The organism is Methanobrevibacter sp. (assembly GCF_045120835.1).
GTDB lineage: Archaea > Methanobacteriota > Methanobacteria > Methanobacteriales > Methanobacteriaceae > Methanocatella.
The window spans coordinates 29,148-50,114 of sequence record NZ_JBGVFE010000011.1 but is presented as its reverse complement, the minus strand read 5'-3'; the positions used below and the strand labels follow the sequence as shown (position 1 = coordinate 50,114).

Below are 20,967 nucleotides of genomic sequence, written 5' to 3'. Positions count from 1 at the left end.
GGTCAATAAATAATTTTAGTAGGTGAAAAATATGATAACATGTGATTTTGCAATATTGCCTGTAGGAACCGAGACAACCGAATGTAAGGACTATGTAACCGCTGCAGTCCAATCCATTAAGGAATCTGGACTCAAATACCAACTTACTGGAATGGGAACTCAAATTGAAGCAGATAATCTGGAAGAACTATACACCGCAATAGCTACCGCTCAAGAAGCGATTTTTAAGCTTGGAATAGGTAGAGTATATACAGTCATAAAAGTAGATGACAGAAGAGATCTGGAAAACAGAACTTTAGATGCTAAAGTGGATACGGTAGAAAAAATGTTGAAATAAGTTAGAAATTATTCTAACTCTTCTGAAGCGGTTTTAACAGCTTCAATAACTAAATCTAAATCTTCTTTTGTTAAAGATGGATGAACCGGCAGTGAGATGACATTATCCGCTGCAAGTTCAGCATTTGGACAGTCCCCTTCAATTCCAAGTGCCCTGTAAATTGGCTGATTATATAAAGGAATAGGGTAATGAATTCCAGTTCCAACACCGCAATCATTGATTATGTCAACCCAATCATCACGGTCTCCTTTCTCAACCCTGATTGTATACTGGTGATATACGTGTTTTGAATCGTAAGCGCAATAAGGAGTTATGATTCCGTCAACATCTTTTAAGCCTTCATTCAAATAGGCAGCATTGGCTATTCTCTTATCATTGAATTCATCAATTTTTTCTAATTGTGCAAGACCTATTGCCGCTGAAATATCAGTCATTCTGAAGTTATATCCTATTGCATCGTGATGATATCTTAAGCTGGCTCCATGAGCCCTGAACATTCTTGCATTGTCTGCCAAGTCTTCATCATCGGTGGTTATGATTCCACCTTCAGAGGTAGTCATATTTTTTGTTGGGTAAAAACTGAAACATGACATGTCCCCAATACTTCCAACCTTTTGACCATTGCAAGTTGCACCATGAGCCTGTGCGGCGTCTTCAATGACAATCAAACCATATTTTTCAGCAATCTCATTGATTCTTTCCATATTTGCAGATTGCCCATATAACTGAACCGGCAAAATTGCCTTGGTATTTTCAGTTATCAAATCTTCAATTGCATCAGGATTTAAAGTGTAGGTTTTTAAATCGATATCCGCAAATACCGGCTCTGCACCGGTGTATAAAATTGCGTTTCCACTTGCAATGAAAGTGAATGGAGATGTAATTACTTCGTCTTCCGGACCGATGTCACATGAAAGCAATGCTGTGTGCAATGCTGCTGTTCCAGAGTTAACGGCAATAGCATGTTCTGCTCCAACCCATTCAGCAAATTTTTGCTCAAATTCTTCAACTTTAGGGCCCTGAGCAATCATTCCGGATTTTAAAACTTCAACTACATTTTCTATTTCTTCTTCCCCAATTATTGGTTTTGCAATAGGAACTTTAATTTCTGACACAATTATCACCAATTAGAAATTTACTATACTAATGTTTAAATCTAATAATATTTAAAATATTAGTTATTAAAAAAAACTACGAGTGAGAAGTAATGGAAGAATATAAAATAAAACGCATTGAAGAGGGATTGACAACAATTGAATTTCCGGAATTTGAAAAGGTTTCATCAGCTGCACCGGTTTTCTATAATCCTCATATGGAATTAAATAGAGACCTGTCCATTCTTGCAATCCAGGTATTTCAAAAGGAACAAGGCAGAGAAATAAACATCTGCGACCTGTTTGGAGGAAGTGGAATCAGAGGCGTGAGATATAAAAAAGAGATTGATGGAGTTGGTGAAGTATCAATCAATGACATAAGCGAAACCGCAAATCACTACGAAAGGCACAATATTGAATTAAATAATTTAAGTGATGTTGAAGTCTACCAGCATGATGCAAGCATGTTTTTAAGGATGAAACGCGGAGAATTTGATGTAATAGACATCGATCCTTTTGGAACCCCTTCACCATTTTTGGATTCAGCAGGTTACTGCGCTCGTAGAGATTCGCTATTATGCGTTACAGCAACAGACACATCAGCATTATGCGGAACATATCCCGAACCTTGCATTCGCAAATACAATTCCAAACCATACAAAAGCGAATACTGCCATGAAACCGGAATTAGAATTCTGGCAGGCTTTGTTGCTTTAAGCCTTTCAAAATATGCGAAATTCATTGAAGTAAAAATGTCACACAGTACCGAACATTATATGAGACTGTACCTTGAAATTAAAAAGGGTTCGAAAAGAACTGACGAATCTCTGAAAAATATGGGATACATCAGCCACTGCAAAAATTGCCTGCACAGACAAACCCGAAACGGATTGGCAAGCCCCATTGATGACGTTTGCCCAATCTGTGGCGAAAAATTAGTTCATGCCGGTCCATTATGGTTAGGTCCAATACAAAACGAAGAGTTCATCAGGAAAATGATTCTTGAAGCGGAAAACAAAAAAATCAATAGCGAAAAAGAGGCCTTGAAACTATTGAACAAATGCCTCATTGAATCTAATGCTCCTGCAACATTTTATGATGTGCACAGCATATGCAAATCCTTAAAACTCAGCGCACCAAAATTTGATTTAATTCTGGATGAGCTTAAAAATGATGGTTTTCAAGCAATCAAAACACACTATAATCCATTGGGCATCAAGAGTGATGCCGGAATCAAAGATATTGAACAGATTTTGATTAAGTTAAACAAGTAAAATTAAATTTTTTTTATAAAAAAATTAAAATAATAATAAAATTTAGAGCATAAGAGGGTAAAAAATTCAATAAGATATAACAATTGACAACAATTATATAAAATTATACTATTAAATTTACAATTAGTTATTTTTTCTAAAAATTTAAAAAAAAATAGAAAAAACTACAAAAAGTTTTATATATTATAAAAGAGTTACTATAATCCATAAGGTTATTTATGGATAACCGCCATTTTTGAAAAATAATTATATAAAGGAGATATCAAATGGTAAAAACTAAAGATAATGTAGTTAAACTCGATGATACTGACATCAACATTCTTAAAATCATCAATGAGGACGTTAGAACTTCTTATAGACAAATATCCCGTAGTTTGGATGTTTCTGTGGGAACCGTTCACAACCGTATTGATAAGATGGTGAAATCTGGAGTCATCAAAAAATTCTCCCCAGTAATCGACCATGAAAAATTAGGTTTTGTTTTAACCACTATCATCGGAGTTAGAGTTAAAGGTGGAAAACTTAAGAATTGGGAAGAAAAAACATTCTTTAACAAAAATGTTGTCGGAATATATGACGTTACCGGTGAATACGACGCATTTTTAATTGCAAAGTTCAGAAACACCAACGAATTAAACGCATTTATTAAAGAATTATTGAAGGACCCAATTATAGAAAGAACCTACACTCAAACTGTCCTTGACGTGATTAAGGAAGATATGGGATCTTCCAACATATTATAAATTCATTTTGAAGTAGTTAACATACTACTTTCAATTATTTTTTTTATCGTACTATTTTTTGTAAGAATTAAATATCATTTTTTTCCTTAACAAAGCTAATTATTATTAAGTATTTAAGTGAAAAGATACAAAAATTAAAATGTTTAAATTAATTTAAATAGAGGTTATAAAATTGGCAGTTTGCTTACCCGATACTCAGGACGATACTCCAAACATACCTATTAAATTAACAAGAGTAGGTGTAACTGGAGTTAAGAAATTATTACAACTTAAAAGAACAAATAAAAGACCTATAATATTAGTACCTACTTTTGATGCATTTGTAGATTTGCCAAGCACTCAAAAAGGAGTACATATGTCCAGGAACCCGGAAGCCATTAGTGAAGTCCTTGAGGATGTAGCTAAAGACTCCACAGTAGACGTTGAATCATTATGTGCAAAAATTGTTGACAGAATGATGACCAAGCACGAATATGCAGAACGCGTTGAAATATCAATGACAACTGATTTCATGTTCATGAAGGAATCTCCTGTTACTAAAAATAAAACTCAGGAAATGGCACAGCTAAAAGCTAAAGCTGTTGGATTGAGAGATGAAAACGGCAACGTAGATATTAGAAAAAGTATAGGCGCAGAACTTATTGGAATGACAGTGTGTCCTTGTGCACAGGAATCTGTTAGAGAATCTGATAAAATTAAATTATTAGAATTCTTAGATGAAGAAACAACTCAAAAAGTTTTAGATACAGTTACTTTTGCTTCACACAATCAAAGGGGAGTAGGAACATTATTGATTGAAGTTCCTGAACATAAATACGTTAAAGCAGAAGATTTAATTGAAATCATTGAAACTTCAATGAGTTCTCCAGTATGTGAATTACTTAAAAGACCTGATGAAAATGCAACAGTAATGAATGCTCACAGAAAACCTGTTTTCGTTGAAGATTGTGTTAGAAACATGATGGAAAAAATTGTCCAGAAATATGGCGATTTCCCAGATGACACATTAATCACCGCACGTCAGGAAAATCAGGAAAGTATTCACAGACATAATGCTTATGCTGAAAAGGTAACTACCCTTGGAGAATTGAAATCAGAATTAAATATCTAGGGTTTGATTTAATGAAAAAAACATATGAAATTGCAGGAGAGGTAATGGGTTTTTTTGATGCTTTTAAAGGATCAAGACCTGCAATAGACAATGAAAGAATTTTGATTGTTAGAGGCAGATCCAGAAAAATTCTGCCGCTGAATGAATTTGAGTCAAAACTTACAGAAGTTGGTGAAATTCTCGGCGGAACTGAACTGGATGCCACTTCCGAAAAAATTTCAGAAATACTTGAAGTTGGAGATAAAAACATTAAAAGAAGTGAAAATATTACAAATGATGTTGACAACAAAGGTTTCTCAAGAATGAAAGAGGAATTGGAATCTATGGGCCTTGTTGTTGAATATAAAGTATTTGAACTTCCAAAATTTGATGTTATTATCGCCATTTGGGAAGATAAAAATGAAATCCCCCCACTTTATGTGGAAGTTACTGTCTCCGAACGTGAAGATTAAACATGACATCAAATTTAACTAAAAAGGATATTCTCCACATATTGAATGCTACTGACAGTGAAATTATTGAATACATGTCAGAAACCGTAAAATATAGGGAGAATAATCTTATTACTTATTCTAAAAATATTTTTATACCATTGACTGAAATCTGCAAAAATGATTGCGGATATTGTAATTTTAAAAAAGATCCTGAAGACCCGGATGTTATTCTTTTAAAAACTAAGGAAGAAGTATTAAATGAATTAAAAGAAGCTGAACATTACGGATGTAAAGAAGCTTTATTTACATTTGGTGAAGATGCCGATGAGGAAGAATCCGTTCGTTTAAAATTAAAGGAATACGGATACGATAAAATGATTGACTATGTCGTTGACATTTGTCAAATGACATTGGATGAAACTTCTCTTTTACCACATACCAATGGTGGAAATTACTCTTATGAAGATTTGAAAAGGCTGAAAGAGGTTAATGCATCAATGGGACTGATGCTTGAAAACTCATCTAAAAGACTGATGGATCTGCCTGCCCACAACAAAAGTCCCGGAAAAAATCCCGAAATTAGAATTGAAACAATTGAAAATGCAGGAAAACTGAAAATTCCATATACCACAGGAATCCTGATTGGAATTGGCGAGACAAAAGAAGAAATTGCCGAATCATTATTGACAATTAAAGATCTATCCGACAAATACGGACATATTCAAGAAGTGATTATTCAAAACTTCACGCCTATACCTGGCATTGAAATGGAAAACTGGCCGGAGCCTAGCTTTTTAGATATGATTAGAACAGTGATTGCAGGCACGCTGTTATTTGGTGACAGTGATGTCAGCATACAGGTTCCCCCTAACCTAAACAATGATACCGCCCAAATATTTTTATTGTGTGGCGCTGACGATTGGGGCGGAGTTTCACCCGTAAGTCCGGATTATGTAAACATCACTTCCCCTTGGCCGGGAATTGATGAGCTTAAAGAGTTAACTGAAGATGCAGGATTTGAATTAACTGAAAGATTGTGCGTTTATGAAAAATACATTAATAGCGACTGGCTAAATGAGTTGCTTTTAAAAAAAATTGCTAATATATCCTAGCATCGACAACAACGTGCTCCACACCGGGAGCATACTTTTTAATTTTATTTAATTTTAGCAACTCAACCTCACGACCGCCAGCCTCACAAACAATCCTATCGATAGGCCTTGTTTTCATCAGTTTTTCAGGGACGGTTTCATGATAATGCAGTATTCCCCCCTCATTCAGACTATCGATTGCAACCTTTAGGTAATGATGGGTTGTTTTAACATATCCCATAATGATGCGGTCGGCCTTATATTTTGGAGTTTCCACCATACAATCCCCCAAAACTGGTGTGATATTGTTTAATTTATTCAGCTCAATGTTTTCGCATAAGAAATGATATGAATTGGGATTGATTTCAATTGCAATAACTTCTGAAGCATTTGCATGAACGCCGATTGGAATGGTAAAGTAACCGATTCCCGCAAACATGTCTATTACCCTTTCTCCATCCCTAACCAATTTTGCAATTCTCAACCGTTCATTGTTATTGCCTTTTGACCACATCACCTTTGACAAGTCCAATTTGAACAGGCAGCCATTCTCTTTGTTGATTGTTTCTGTTTCGCTGCCATAAAGAATCTTATAGACAGGTTCCCTTTTGGTTCCCTGAATATGGTCAATCCTCATTATGGTCTTAACATTGTGTTTTCTAGATAATCGTTCAAAATCTTCATCACAATAACCCTTATCCAATATCAGGATATCTCCAATTTTTTTGTATTTCATTTTTACCCCATCAAAAGAAAAGTTTATATATGCAAATAACTAATATTAATATTGTTAGTTTATACTAATTATTGATTCTGATTTTAAATAAAAATTAATTTGCCTAAATTAATTTATATTTTGTTTATAACCTATAAGTAGTTGAAATAAGATATTTTAAATACTTATACGAGGTGTATTTAAATGGATGATAAAATACTAGAAGGTACAACAACCGTTGGAATTACTTGTAAAGACGGAGTTGTATTTGCAAGCGAAAGAAGAGCTAGTATGGGAAACCTTGTAGCTCACAAAGTTGCAGAAAAAATATTTAAAATTGATAATCATATTGTAACAACCATAGCTGGTTCCGTTGGAGATGCTCAAAGCTTGATGAAAGTTATTGAAGCAGAAGTTTCATTATACCAAATGAGAAACAATGATGCAATTAGCGTTAAAGCGGCTGCATCATTAACCGCCAACATCTTACGTTCCGGACCGATGTATGTTCAGACATTGCTTGGAGGAATGGACGGCGACAAACCATCTCTATACTCACTTGACCCAGCAGGTGGTATGATTGAAGATACTTACATCTCAACTGGATCAGGTTCTATCGTAGCTTACGGTGTTCTTGAAGACAGATTTAGAGATGATTTAACAACTGACGAAGGAATTGAAATAGCCATAAGAGCTATCAGAGCTGCTGCTGAACGTGACACTTATTCAGGTAATGGATACTTGGTTGCAAAAGTAGACAAAAACGGCTTTGAAATGTTAGATAATGAAAAAATTAATGAGATTCTTGAAAAAATATAAGTAAGCTAATTTTTCATAACTAACTATTTTTTATATAACAAGTGTAGATAGTTTGTGAAATATTACTAATTATAGCTTAAAACGCTTTCATAAACTATTATCCTACACAAACTTTTTTTGAAGGGATTATATGACTTCAGATATTTTAGAAGATATTAAAAAAGAGATTTTAAACAAGCTACCAGATGAAATTCAAGTTTCAAAAGTGGAATTTGAAGGTCCTGAAGTGGTGGTTTATACTAAAAATCCAGAAATAATTACTGAAAATGGCGATCTTATAAGATCACTTGCAAAAGAACTTAGAAAAAGAATTATTATCCGATCTGACAAAAGTGCTTTGCTTGAACCGGAAGCAACCATAAATAAAATTCATGAGATAGTTCCGGATGGAGCTGAAATTACCGATATATACTTTGACACCGTAACTGGCGAAGTGGTCATTACCGCTAAAAAACCAGGACTCGTTATTGGAAAATACGGAGTGACTTCAAGAAATATCGTTAAAAATACCGGATGGGCACCTAAAATTTTAAGAACCCCACCAATCAGCTCTGACATTATTGGAAAAATCAGAACTATTCAAAAGAATAGCAGTAAAGATCGAAAAAAATTATTGCAGAAGCTTGGACGTCAAATTCACCAAGGAAGCAAATACCCTAATGATTGGGCCAGAGTAACTTCAATGGGCGGATTTAAAGAAGTAGGACGTTCTTCCATGTTACTGCAAACACCAAACAGTCGTGTTTTACTTGATTGTGGTGTTAATGTTGCTGCATCAGATAATAAAAACGCATTTCCATATTTGAATGCTCCTGAATTTTCAATTGAAGAATTGGATGCAGTCATTATATCTCACGCTCACTTAGATCATTGCGGATTTGTACCTTACCTCTTCCATTATGGATATGATGGACCGGTTTACTGTACAACTCCAACAAGAGACTTGACAACTCTTTTACAATTTGATCATTTGGATATTGCCCACAGAGAAGGCAATCCACTTCCTTTTACATCAAAACATGTAAAGCAAGCGATTAAAAATACAATTACTTTAGATTACGGTGAAGTGACCGATATTTCACCGGACATAAGATTAACCTTGCATAATGCAGGACACATCTTAGGTTCAGCAATCTCCCATATGCACATTGGAGACGGAGCTCACAATCTTGTATATACTGGAGATTTCAAATATGAACCATCAAGATTACTTGAACCTGCAACAATTCGTTTCCCACGTGCTGAAACTGTTATTATGGAAAGTACCTACGGAGGTAAGGAAGATGTGCAACCTTCCAGAAACAATGCCGAAAAGGAAATGATGAAAACCATTTACAAGACCCTCAAACGTGGCGGAAAAATATTGGTTCCGGTATTTGCAGTGGGAAGGGCACAGGAATTGATGGTTGTACTCGAAGAATATATGAGACATGGAATGATAGAGGAAGTGCCGATTTACATTGACGGAATGATTTGGGAAGCTACAGCAATCCACACAGCAAGGCCTGAATACTTAAGTAAAGACTTAAGGGACCAAATTTTCCACATGGGCAGAAATCCATTTGTCTCAGAAATGTTTGAAAAGGTACAGAACAGAGACCAAAGAAAAGAGATTGTCGAATCAAAACAGCCTGCAATTATATTGTCTACCTCAGGTATGTTAACTGGAGGAAACTCAGTTGAATACTTCAAATGGCTATGCGAAGACGAAAGAAATACAATTATCTTTGTAGGATATCAGTCTGAAGGATCAATGGGTAGAAGAGTTCAGAAAGGCTGGAAAGAAATTCCTCTCGAAGATGATGATGGAAGGACAAGACAATTCTGTGTCAAAATGCAAGTCAAAACCATTAATGGATTCAGTGGTCACTCTAACAGACGCCAATTGATGGAATATGTTAAAAGACTTAATCCTAGACCTGAAAAAGTTATTACTTGTCACGGTGACCCTTACAAGGCTGTGGACTTGGCATCATCAATCCATAGGAGTTATAAAATTGAGACAAAAACTCCAATTAATTTAGATTGTGTAAGAATACATTAAGTAATAATTAAATATCATATTAAACATATATAGTAATAATATAAATTTTTAATAGGTGTGAACATGGTTACATATTCAGAATCCGGTGTTGATATTGATTTAGAAGCAGTTACTGTTTCCGCATTAGCTGACAAACTTAAATCAACATTGGAATGTAGAGATATAATTACAGACAGTGGTCATTACGCAGCTTTAGTTAAATTAGGCGATAAAGCTATTGCAATGAGTACTGATGGTGTTGGAAGTAAAATTTTGATTGCTGAAATGATGAACAAATATGATACCGTAGGTATTGACTGTATTGCAATGGTTGTAAACGACATATTATGTGTCGGAGCAGAACCGATAGCTTTAGTTGATTATCTCGCTGTTGAAAAACCTGACCCTGAAAGAGCGGCCGAAATTGCTGAAGGTTTAGTGACAGGAGCAATAGAATCAAAAATTGCAATCATTGGTGGTGAAACAGCTTCACTTCCAGGAATTATCAAAGATTTTGACCTTGCAGGAACCGGTATCGGATTTGTAGATATCGACAAAATCATTACCGGTGAAAATATCCAACCTGGAAACGTCTTAATCGGTATCAACAGTAATGGAATTCATTCCAATGGGTACAGTCTTGCAAGAAAGGCCCTGTTTGATGATGCCGGATTTGGTGTAGACGATAAAATGCCGAATGGCGAAACCACCATTGGTGAAGAATTAATCCGACCAACCGAATTGTATGTTAAACCTATTGTCAGCCTATTTGAAAAAGAATATAATATTAATGGACTTGCTCACATTACCGGAGGAGGTTTTACAAATCTCAGACGTCTGAAAAAAGGTGTTGGATATGAAATCAACAATCTTCCGGAAGTTCCTGAAATATTCAAACTTATTTATGAACAGAACGTGGACATCAAGGAAATGTATAAGGTTTTCAATATGGGTGTCGGTTTTGTTGTTATCTGTGAAGAAGGTGAAGCAGAAAAAATTATGGAAACCTTGAAGCAATATTGTAACTGTCAAATAATCGGTAAGGTTACAGATGATGAGAAGATTACTGTTAAAGCTTTTGAAGGTTCTGAAATCGAATACTAAGAGGTGTGTAAATGAAGATAATGAAAGATAAGGAAATGGATCTTGTAAAAGAAATATTGGCTAAGCTTGGAGCTAGCGAAGAAGATCAACAATTAGTTGCAGAAGCTACCGTAGATGCAGATTTAAAAGGATTTACATCCCATGGACTTGGAAGATTTCCACAATACCTAATTAGTATTGAATCAGGCACAATCAATTTAAAGGAGAACATTACTATTGAAAAAGAGACTCCTGCAATCGCATTGATTAATGGTAACAGCGGATTTGGACAGGCAGTATCCTATAAGGCAATGCAAATTGCAATCAAAAAAGCTAAAGAAATGGGTATTGCATGCGTTGGTGTTCACAATTCCAATCACTTCGGAGTTACCGGATTTTACTCTGATTTGGCATTGCGTGAAAACTGTATCGGCCTTGTTTTAGCAAATACAGATCCTGCCATTGCACCTTTAGGAGGTAAAGACGCATTGATTGGAACAAACCCTCTTGCACTGGGAATTCCATCCGATTCATACATTACCGTGGATATGGCAACCTCTGTTACCGCCCGTGGAAAAATAATTGAATCAAAAAGAAAAGGTCTTGATTTACCAGATGGTTGGGCATTGGACAAAGATGGAAACCCAACAAATGACCCTGAAGCAGCACTTGAAGGATCAATTTTACCGTTTGGCGGATTCAAAGGTTATGCATTATCATTATTAATTGAAATTTTAACCGGACCATTGGTACAGGCAGGTTACGGTTTTGGAGTTAGCGGTACCGCTTCACCAGATAAAGACTGTACTAAAGGGGATTTATATGTTGTAATTGACCCTTCCAAATTTGGTGACTTTGATGAATTTAAAGCAAATACTGAAGACTTCATATCCCAAGTCAGAGCAACCGGCGAAACAGTAGCTATTCCGGGAGATTTGGAAGTTAAAAGAATTGCTGATGCTGAAGCCAATGGTGTGGCAATCGATGAAAAATTATATGAACAATTAAAAGGAATCTGTGATGATTTGGATATTGATATAGATTCCTATGTTGAAGAATAATCCTATTCTTCATTACTTTTTTTAATTAATTATTGCACATTTTAAAAAAAATTATTTTAAAATAAATTTAGATTTAAAAATCCTAAAAAAATAGTGAAATAAAACAAACCTTTAAATGTAAAAAAATACCAATATTTTAATACTGAAAATCATAAACCCTTTTTTTAAAATATGATTTTCATATAAAAGGAGGAAATAAAGTTATGAAACTTAAAAACTCTTATATCTTATTAATAGCAATGGCAATATTCCTATTAGTAAGTATCGGGTCTGTTTGTGCTAGTGAAAACATCACAACTGACAGTGATGATGTATTAGCAGATGCAGATACAGACGTTGTCCTTGCTGATGAAGATATCACTGGTCAGGACACAAATCAAGAAAAAACCAATACAACTGTTACTGTTAGTGGTTCAGATAGATATGGATATGACGAAGATAAAAATATCACAGTAACTGTAAAAAACAATGAAAGCGACGATATAGCTATTAATCAAAGTGAATTAAGTGTATTGAAAGAAAATACTGCAATCGGATTCACATATAATAATTCAATAATTAGCATAACCGACAAATTACCTGTTGGAGTCAATAATTTGACTATCAAATACTTAGGAAATGCTAATTATACAGGATCTTCAACTAATTTCTTATTAAATATATATGGAAATATGACTTTAGAAGTTCCAGAAACTATTGTAAGTGATGGAACTACAGTTGAAATTAATTTAAAAATAACTGATGGTTTAATAGATTATGTTGTTGAAGCCAACAAGCTAACATGCAATTTAACCTACATTGATGAAAACGGTAATGTCAAATCTAAAGTAATTGATGCATTCACCATTGAAAACAATACCGTAAGATTCTCAGCAGATGTGGGATTGCTCAAATCAAATTTAACAATTAACTATACTGAAGCAGTTGAACCGAAAACTGTTGCAATCCTAATATCAACAAGAGTTGATGCAACTGCTGAGTCCAGAATAAGAGACACTGAAGATAAAAACATTACCGTAAAGGTTTATGACGGTCAGAATAATCTGTTAAATGTGACCAAAGCTGATTTGAAAATTATTGACAATGGAAAAGAAATAACCGATTATGAATTAAACAATTCAGTTATTACAATCAGCAGTTTAGCTATTGGAGAACATAATATAACAATTAACTTCAATAAAGCATATTATAATGCTTCAAGCACAGACATTACAATTAAAGTCTGGGGAAATGAAACTTTCGCCCCACCAGCTACCGCAACTGTGGATGAAAACAAAGATGTAAACATTACATTAAACCTTAATGATGGTGTAGACCCAGTCGAAATCGATAAGGAAAAACTGAATATCACATTATTCTACACTCAGGGCAATCAAACTTTAAACAGAACATTGAAAAAAGATGAAATTACAGTCGATGGTCAAAATGTTATCTTTAAAGTTGATGAAAGCTTTGATTCCGCAAAAGTAGCTATTGTATATGCTGCTGAAAACAATTTAACCGCTGATGTGACCATCAAAGTTGAAACTGAAATTGATTGTGATGATGTAATTGTTAAAGGTCAGACCGAAACATTTAATTTCACAGTCACAGTTACCGCTAGCGATGAGTTTCCTTTAAACATTACTGGAGATAACCTTAAAGTTTATAATGGCGATAAAGCACTTAACGCTACTTATAATAATTCTGTAATTACAATCAACGATAAATTAACCTACGGAACATATAATTTAACAATCAAGTTCGCAGGTAATGATACATATGGCGAATCTAGTAAAGATATTGTCTTAAAAGTTTATGGAATTAAGGTAGACCCTGCTTCACTTAATATTAACTCCACCAAAAAAGGAGAAGTTAAATTAAACATTACTGATGGAGTAGACACTTTTGATTTCAGTAAAGAAAACCTAAACATAACTGTAAGCTATAAAAAAGGAAACGATACCGTAACCGTTAATGTCAAATCATGGGACATTACAAACGGCACATTATCATTTGAACTTGAAGATGCTAACTTTACAACAGCCACATTAACAGTTAAATATAATTCTACTGAAGCTAATGTGACTTTGAACAGAATCTACAATGTCAATCTCATTCCAGTTACAGTCAGTGCAGATTATCAGGATGGAAACTTTACATTTAGAATCATTGATATTGATGCAAATGCTCCATTGGCTGATAAAAGCGTTTCAGTTTCAATGACTCAAAATGGAAACAACATTTATTTCATTACAAAAACCAGTTCAGGGTCATACAACCTTGGAACATCAACTACATTGACAACTGATAAAGATGGTATTGCTACATTAGAAAATGCTAATTTCTATCCAGGATTGGTATTGTCCGATAAGATTTATGCCCCTGTTGGAGTGTATGAATTAACAATAACCGGATCAAATGCTGTTAAAGGTACTAATAAAACAAACATAACCATTAATGCCATTGATGTGAATATTGTTTTAGGTGCTTTCAGCGAATACTATGGTACTGATAAAAAAGTAACAATTACCGTAACCAATGCAAAAACTGGAAAAACCGTGTCAGGAGTTTACATATTGCTCAACATTACCGGCGCTACTTTATCCAGTCCAAGACAGATTACTGATGAGAACGGTACAGTTCAACTTGGTGTGAGCGGTTTGCCTACCGGAACTTACCAGATGACATTTGATTCTAATGATACTAACCTAAATGACAAAAAAGCTACAGGATCATTTACAATTAAAAAGATTCCTGTCGTAATTAATGGTAAAAATGTAGAAATCTATTACAATTCCGGTACAAGTTACACTATTAAAGTTACCAAAGACGGTAAAGGAGTATCTGGAGTTTATGTATTCGTAAGATTATACTCCACTTCCAAAAAGTATAATGATTATCTTTTCCTAACCAATGATAAAGGTCAGATTTCATTCTCTGCAGCATTGGCTGTAGGAAAACATAAGATAATTGTTACCTTAGCAGACACAAGATATGATGCAAGTCAAATTACCAAAACTATTACAGTTAAAAAAGCCCCTGCAAAACTCAAAGCTAAAAAGCTTAAAACATACTACAAGGCAGGCAAGCCATTTGCTGTTAAATTAGTTAACAAAAAGACTAAAACTGCAATCTATGCTGCAAAAGTTAACATTAAACTTTATGTTTCAAAGACCAGATACTACGAATACAACGGTACTACCGGAATGGACGGTAAAATCAGATTATCCCTTGATAATCTAAAACCGGGAAAATATAAAGTAGTAGCTTCAGGTGCAGACAATAAAAACTACACTGCTAAAGCAATTACAAGCAAAATTGTAATCAAAAAAGCTCCAACTAAACTAGCTCCTAAAAAGTTAACTGCAAAAAAAGGTGCTAAAAAATACTTTAAAGTCACAGCTACAAATAAAAAGACTAAAAAAGCAATTTCAGGCATTAAATTAAAAGTTAAAGTTTATACAGGTAAAAAATCCAAAACTTACACTGTAAAAACTAATTCAAAAGGAGTTGCTCAACTTAGCACTGCAAAATTAAAAGTTGGAAAACACAAAGTTGTTGTAAGCTCTGCTAACAAGTATTGTTCTGCTAAAAAAGCAAAATCAAGCATTAAAATTAAAAAATAAGAGAAATTAACTTTCTCTTAACCTTTTTCTTTTTTTAAAAATCATTTCACCAAATTTATATAATATTTCATTCTAATTATTAACATAGTATATCTATCGAAAATTTTTGCGATAAGAATACTGCGCAGGTGAAAATATGAAAATGAAATATTTAAGCATCTTTATAGCATTATTAATTTTAATCTTAAGTGTTGGAGCAGTTTCAGCAGCAGATGATAATAATGATACCATAAGTGTTGATGAAAACGGCCCCGATGATACTTTAAGTATTGATCAAAGCATTGATGATGTAAAAAGCATTGAGGAAGTTAACAGAGACGTTAAAACAACAAATTCAACTTCAACATCAACTACCTCAACATCAAATACTACAAATGCAACCAAAACAAGTGTAAGCACTCCTGATACAACTTTCTTATATAAAAGGAAAAGTACTTTGAAAATTACCATAAAGGACAAGATTACCAAAAAACCGATAAAAAATCTTAAAATATTGTTTACAATTAAAAACAATAAGAAAACAAAAACATATACACTTAAAACAAATGAAAAGGGAGTTGCAACATTCAATACCAAAAAATTATCTCCAGGATATCATAAATTCGTGATTACTTCAAAAAACAGCAAATATGAAGTAAACAAAAAGGATTATCTCTTTATTGGAAACCTATATGCAGATACTGTCAATATGGGAAAAACCAAAAAATTAAGAAACGGAGATGCAATTACCACATTTGTTCAAAAGAAAGATGCCCAATTCCAAAAAGGTGTAAATACCGATTCCTGGTGTACCGGAGGGGACAATTCAGACAATGCTTCCCCAAGTGCAAAATACACAAAAATCATTAAAGCAAAATTCTACTTTAAAAACAAAAAAACAGGAAAAATAATTACAAAAAAATCAAAAGGAGAATTGAAAGAATATAACGGTGAAGTTTATCGTGTCTTGCCTCGTGTAGATTTAATTGACGGATATACACCAATTAAAACCAAAATCTGGTATGTTCTTTCAAAACTAGAATAATATTATTTAATATTATTCTTTCTTATATTTTGCATAAAAACCATCAGTGTCCGCATATATTGCATAAAAACCGTATTCTTCAGCTTTTTTTATTGACGATTTTATATATTGCCTTCCCCAGGAAGTGATTGCCTTTGCACAATCAAAGGAATACCATCTGAAACGTGGAAATCCATAAATCCCATACATCGTATTTGCCAGCCTTTTAATGGCCTGCTGCTGAACATCCAATGCTTTTCTATCTGTTTCGTCAGTTGATGCTTTCATCTCACGTTTGATTCTAAACCTTTCCTGCAATATCTTATCGATAACCGATGGAATAAATCCCTGTGGAGATTTCTTAAATTTGACTCCATGTTCCGGAGAAATATTGTACTCGTCTTCGTTTTCAACCTCCCCCAAGGTCATTACATCCGGAGAAATGTTTTTGGAAATGATTATGCTTGGATATAGGCTTCTGAAATCGAACTGCACCAGATTTTCATGCAGACCCTTTTCAGGTTCCCTCACATATCCTCCTTCATTGTCCTCAGCAGAGGCCCTGTCGGCAAAGTTAGACCCCTGTTTATTTGGAACGACTTCATCATCAAAATAAGCCTGCTTTACCAAAAACCATTCAGCCTGTTGGCCTGTAGCCATACGTGAAACGTCAAAAAGTGGCTGACCAATGATACGTGTAAGTTCTAAATTAAGCGGCAAGGTCTGTTCTGCAATTTTCAATGTGGAGACAACGTCATCAAGAGAATAATCAAATAATTTATCTAATTCTTCGCCTTCATTATCCCAGAACTCCCAAATGCGATCGCCGGGAACGTCAATCTTTTCCTCACCAAAGAGTTCATAATAAACACGTTCAAGAGTATATCTGTCCAATGTCATGTATCTTCTCATGACAAGATACAGATCCACATGAATCAGGCCTTTAAAGGAAGCTGCATTCGCATATCCTCTTCTGATAAATTTGACATCGGATTCATCCATTCCAATATCCAAGTCAACACCCAGTATCTTTGCACGGTCTTTTAGATATGGAAAATCAAAGTTATCTGAATTATATCCTACAATGATGTCGACATTATTGTCTTTAATTATTTTTACAAACTCTTCAATCATTGCTCTTTCAGATTCCACCTGATTGACAAAATCCCCTCGACCTTTGGAGTTTGTTTTTGTGGATATGACCTGATTTATGCCAAAATTGCTTGAAACACCAATCATGATGATTTCATCTTCTTGTGAGTCAGGCATTCCATGAGGGTTCCTGACTTCCAAATCAAAACTCAGGATTCTGAAATTTCTAGGATATTCAGGCAGACGTTTCAGCCTATCGGTCAGCTTAATGATTTCAATATCCTGCTTTGAAGAATCCAAATCCATGAATTTATCCAATTTTTCACCAATGGCCAGCACTTCAGTCATTGGAATTACATCCCGATCCATCAGATAACGTCTATAAAATGGAATATCAAATTCTCTGATTTGAATAACGTTTTCCAGATCCCTTAAATCATCACGGTTTTTAGCCAACTCCTGAGGATGTTTAAAAGTTACTTTTATAAATTCCTGTTCAATCTGAAAGTCTTTTTTCAATACCCTTTCGACTTTAGTGACATCCAGATTGTCTTCAATTTCCAATATGGCATCATCGATATTATCTGAAACGACATATAAGTAAGGTTCAAACGTATCATCAATCAATATAATGTTTTTGTCTCCATCCTTTGAAAACAATCTTATTACTGGCCTTCCCTCAAAAGTAACATAGTCAATATCCAAAATAACCACGTTTTTTTGCATCATGAATCCTCCAAGAGATATTCCCTTCTGAAATTATCCAAAACCACATAAGTAATCCCTAAAATCAACGGACCTACAATAAAACCTACAATTCCATATACAAGAGGTCCGGATAAAAATCCGATAAGCAGGATTAATGGATGTATATCTGCATAATGGCTTGATAGGGCTGGACGAATATACATATCTATCGTACTTAGGAAAAATCCAAACAGCAAAACAACGACAGCACGAGGATAATTCCCTGACATGATATCTAAAAAAAACAATATCCAGTAAATCGGCCACGGCCCAAATACCGGAATAAGCTGTAATATACCAGTTATAACACCTAAAAAAATTCCATATGGATATCCTAGAAGGGAATATCCGACTGCGGCAAATATACCGATTATCACGGATGTTAAAAAGTGTCCGTAAAATATGCTTCTTAAAACATCCTTTACCGATTCCACAGTACTGTCGAAAAAGCCAATCGAATCGCTTGGAACAAAAGACCTGACAAACTCCAAACATTTGTCTCCGTCACGGGCAAAGTAAAAGACTGAACAGATGAGAATAAATAAATCTAAAAAGATATTCATTAAGCTGCTTAAAAACTTTACAAGATAGTTTAGAACATAACTGCTAACTTCATGAATAGATGAACTGATTGTTGCAGATATTGAAGCGATGTCAAATTTCCAAGGCAAGTAGGATGAAACTGATGCAAGTGCGCTGTTGATATCCGAATAGGAGTTTGATGCCACAACCCCTGACAGCATTCCTGACAGTTCGATTGCAATATATGCCACCAAAATGATTATCGGCACCAGTATAACAAATATTGCAAGCAAGATTGATATTGAAGAGTACTTTAGCTTAGATTGAATTTTGAGAGCCACCGGCCGCACACCATATGCCAAAATAGCCCCTAAAACTATCATGTTTAAAACAGGAAATATGAACATTAATGAAACTGCCAGTAAAAATATTATGATTAGTACCGGCGGAGTCAAATGCTCCTTAATGTTTTTTCCCATTTTATCAATACCTCCATTAATATTTTACACCAGAAGCATCTCTTCTGTATTTTCCAAATTCTGTAATCTGTTTTATTTTGTTTTCCTCAAAAACAGGTCCTTCAACACATATTCTCCATCCTTCACTGTCTACACAGCACTGACCACACACTCCCAGTGCACATTTCATATATCTTTCAAGAGAATATTGGCCAGGTATGTTAGATGCTTCAAGGATATTGAATATTCCTTTCATCATTATCTCAGGACCGCAAACAAATGCATAATCATAAGTCCTATCTTCAAGCAGACCGCTAAGGCAATCTGTTGCAAATCCTTCAAATCCGAAACTTCCATCATCGGTGCACGGATGAACGGCAACACCCATCTCTTCCAAAGAGTCAACAAACAGCAATTCGTTTTCTGTTTGAGCGGCAGATATGGCCTCAACTTCATTGTTTTCCGCAAGATAGGTTGCTATTGCATTTATAGGAGCCATTCCTACGCCACCACCAATGGCAATAATCCTTTTGTTTTCAAAATCAGTGTTAAAACCATTTCCATAACTGCCCCTGACACCGATTTGGTCTCCAGCTTCAAGATTATGCAACTGAGAAGTGAATTCTCCAATATTTTTAACGGTTATTGCAAGTTCATTGTCATTGATCTGTGATATTGACATTGGCTTTTCATTATTAAAGTTCCAAACCATCAGAAATTCGCCTGGATTCGGCATCCCAAGTGTTTTGAAATCCCAATCGAATTTGAATGTCTTGATTGTAGGAGTTTCAGTTATGATATCTGTAATCTCAACGATCTTTGGTTCATTAATCATGTGCAATCCCCACCATTTCATCAATTGAACTATAACCTTTATCTGCCATGAATCTCTCCAAATCATGGTTAATTCTACTGAATACCTCTACACCCTCATCCATAATGGCAGTACCAATCTGAACCGCACGAGCGCCGGCAAATATGAATTCGACAACATCTTCATAAGTGTATACTCCTCCAACACCGATCAGCGGTATGTCGACTGCCTCATATACCGAATAAACATTGCTGATTGCAATCGGTTTTATAGCACGGCCACTCATTCCGCCAAATTTATTTGACAAAACAGGTTTGGCCACATCGATATTGATTTTCATGCCCGGCCCTAGAGTATTGATTAATGATAAGCAGTCCGCTCCAGCATCTTCGCAGGTTTTTGCAATTTCTGTAATGTCTGTTACATTCGGAGTTAGCTTGGCAATGATGGGCACTTCCGCCACATCCTTGGATGCGGATACAATCGTGTGTGACAAGTCACAGCTCTGACCGATTGAAGCTCCATAACCGTCCATAGCATGAGGACAAGATATATTTAACTCAATCATGTCAACAAGACCCTGAACCTCACTGACAAGAGCTGAAAACTCATCAGGTGTCGCCCCATAAATAGAAGCGATAACAACATTATTTTCACGTTCAATTCTGCCCAATTCCTCTTTGAAATTTTCAACGCCAGGATTTGAAAGTCCAATAGCATTTATTATTCCCCCATCAACTGCAACAGTTGTAGGATTTACATAACCCGGATGAGGATTCAGGGAAAATGATTTGGACACCACCCCTCCTGCTCCGGATTTTAAAATCCAATTCATTGATGAAGCATTGCTGCCCATAATTCCTGCCGCCAACATCAATGGATTTTGAAATTCAACTCCACAAATATTTGTCTTTAACATAGTACCATCTTTGTAATTA

18 protein-coding genes are annotated in these 20,967 nt (G+C 34.9%); 12 read left to right on the top strand and 6 right to left on the bottom strand.

The window, feature by feature from the left end; translation table 11 throughout:
* The first annotated feature begins 31 nt into the window (after positions 1-31).
* Positions 32-337, top strand: coding sequence for an MTH1187 family thiamine-binding protein (locus tag ACJMLO_RS01265; protein WP_405293131.1), 306 nt, complete (start codon positions 32-34; stop codon positions 335-337).
* An 8-nt stretch (positions 338-345) separates the two neighbouring features.
* Here ACJMLO_RS01265 and ACJMLO_RS01260 read toward each other — a convergent pair whose 3' ends face one another.
* Complete coding sequence (locus ACJMLO_RS01260) at positions 346-1,452, bottom strand: DegT/DnrJ/EryC1/StrS family aminotransferase (RefSeq protein WP_405293129.1); 1,107 nt, start codon at positions 1,450-1,452, stop codon at positions 346-348.
* A gap of 92 nt (positions 1,453-1,544) precedes the next feature.
* On the opposite strand from ACJMLO_RS01260, the gene ACJMLO_RS01255 reads away from it, so the two are divergent.
* The 5 genes from ACJMLO_RS01255 (at position 1,545) to cofG (ending at position 6,105) form a co-directional block, all read left to right on the top strand.
* Positions 1,545-2,705, top strand: coding sequence for a tRNA (guanine(10)-N(2))-dimethyltransferase (locus ACJMLO_RS01255; protein ID WP_405293127.1), 1,161 nt, complete (start codon positions 1,545-1,547; stop codon positions 2,703-2,705).
* 266 nt (positions 2,706-2,971) lie between these two features.
* Positions 2,972-3,448, top strand: a complete 477-nt coding sequence (locus ACJMLO_RS01250; RefSeq protein ID WP_292807033.1) for an Lrp/AsnC family transcriptional regulator — start codon at positions 2,972-2,974, stop codon at positions 3,446-3,448.
* 172 nt (positions 3,449-3,620) lie between these two features.
* A complete protein-coding gene (mptA, locus tag ACJMLO_RS01245) occupies positions 3,621-4,559 on the top strand; it encodes a GTP cyclohydrolase MptA (RefSeq protein WP_405293125.1) in 939 nt (312 codons plus the stop codon).
* 11 nt (positions 4,560-4,570) lie between these two features.
* Positions 4,571-5,011 (top strand): DUF2120 family protein, encoded by a 441-nt coding sequence (locus ACJMLO_RS01240; protein WP_405293123.1) that lies wholly within the window; start codon positions 4,571-4,573, stop codon positions 5,009-5,011.
* Between the two features lie 2 nt (positions 5,012-5,013).
* Entirely contained in the window at positions 5,014-6,105 is a 1,092-nt protein-coding gene (gene cofG / locus ACJMLO_RS01235; RefSeq protein WP_405293121.1) for a 7,8-didemethyl-8-hydroxy-5-deazariboflavin synthase subunit CofG, read from the top strand.
* Here cofG and ACJMLO_RS01230 read toward each other — a convergent pair.
* Positions 6,092-6,820 (bottom strand): class I SAM-dependent methyltransferase, encoded by a 729-nt coding sequence (locus ACJMLO_RS01230; RefSeq protein WP_405293119.1) that lies wholly within the window; start codon positions 6,818-6,820, stop codon positions 6,092-6,094. The two genes, cofG and ACJMLO_RS01230, sit on opposite strands and share 14 nt — an antisense overlap.
* Positions 6,821-7,003: 183 nt before the next feature.
* Between ACJMLO_RS01230 and psmB the strand changes: the two genes are divergently transcribed.
* The 6 genes from psmB (at position 7,004) to ACJMLO_RS01200 (ending at position 16,417) form a co-directional block, all read left to right on the top strand.
* Complete coding sequence (psmB, locus tag ACJMLO_RS01225; protein WP_405293117.1) at positions 7,004-7,618, top strand: archaeal proteasome endopeptidase complex subunit beta; 615 nt, start codon at positions 7,004-7,006, stop codon at positions 7,616-7,618.
* Positions 7,619-7,748: 130 nt separating this feature from the next.
* Positions 7,749-9,662: a beta-CASP ribonuclease aCPSF1 gene (locus tag ACJMLO_RS01220; RefSeq protein ID WP_405293115.1), complete on the top strand. Its 1,914-nt coding sequence runs from the start codon at positions 7,749-7,751 to the stop codon at positions 9,660-9,662.
* Between the two features lie 63 nt (positions 9,663-9,725).
* Complete coding sequence (purM, locus tag ACJMLO_RS01215; protein ID WP_405293113.1) at positions 9,726-10,745, top strand: phosphoribosylformylglycinamidine cyclo-ligase; 1,020 nt, start codon at positions 9,726-9,728, stop codon at positions 10,743-10,745.
* 11 nt (positions 10,746-10,756) lie between these two features.
* Positions 10,757-11,785 (top strand): L-sulfolactate dehydrogenase, encoded by a 1,029-nt coding sequence (gene comC, locus ACJMLO_RS01210; RefSeq protein WP_405293111.1) that lies wholly within the window; start codon positions 10,757-10,759, stop codon positions 11,783-11,785.
* Between the two features lie 203 nt (positions 11,786-11,988).
* A complete protein-coding gene (locus ACJMLO_RS01205) occupies positions 11,989-15,393 on the top strand; it encodes a hypothetical protein (RefSeq protein ID WP_405293109.1) in 3,405 nt (1,134 codons plus the stop codon).
* Between the two features lie 136 nt (positions 15,394-15,529).
* Positions 15,530-16,417 carry a hypothetical protein gene (locus ACJMLO_RS01200; protein ID WP_405293108.1) on the top strand — a complete coding sequence of 296 codons (888 nt, stop codon included), beginning with the start codon at positions 15,530-15,532 and terminating at the stop codon, positions 16,415-16,417.
* A 12-nt stretch (positions 16,418-16,429) separates the two neighbouring features.
* Here ACJMLO_RS01200 and ACJMLO_RS01195 read toward each other — a convergent pair whose 3' ends face one another.
* Genes ACJMLO_RS01195 through ACJMLO_RS01180 form a run of 4 tightly spaced genes read right to left on the bottom strand, consistent with a single transcriptional unit; the run spans position 16,430 to position 20,948 of the window.
* Positions 16,430-18,214 carry a DNA polymerase domain-containing protein gene (locus ACJMLO_RS01195; protein WP_405293151.1) on the bottom strand — a complete coding sequence of 595 codons (1,785 nt, stop codon included), beginning with the start codon at positions 18,212-18,214 and terminating at the stop codon, positions 16,430-16,432.
* Positions 18,214-19,236: an AI-2E family transporter gene (locus tag ACJMLO_RS01190; RefSeq protein ID WP_405293105.1), complete on the bottom strand. Its 1,023-nt coding sequence runs from the start codon at positions 19,234-19,236 to the stop codon at positions 18,214-18,216. Before ACJMLO_RS01190 ends, ACJMLO_RS01195 begins: the two co-directional genes overlap by 1 nt.
* Positions 19,237-19,252: 16 nt before the next feature.
* Positions 19,253-20,050 carry a dihydroorotate dehydrogenase electron transfer subunit gene (locus tag ACJMLO_RS01185; protein ID WP_405293103.1) on the bottom strand — a complete coding sequence of 266 codons (798 nt, stop codon included), beginning with the start codon at positions 20,048-20,050 and terminating at the stop codon, positions 19,253-19,255.
* Positions 20,043-20,948, bottom strand: a complete 906-nt coding sequence (locus ACJMLO_RS01180) for a dihydroorotate dehydrogenase (protein ID WP_405293101.1) — start codon at positions 20,946-20,948, stop codon at positions 20,043-20,045. Before ACJMLO_RS01180 ends, ACJMLO_RS01185 begins: the two co-directional genes overlap by 8 nt.
* Between the last annotated feature and the right edge of the window lie 19 nt (positions 20,949-20,967).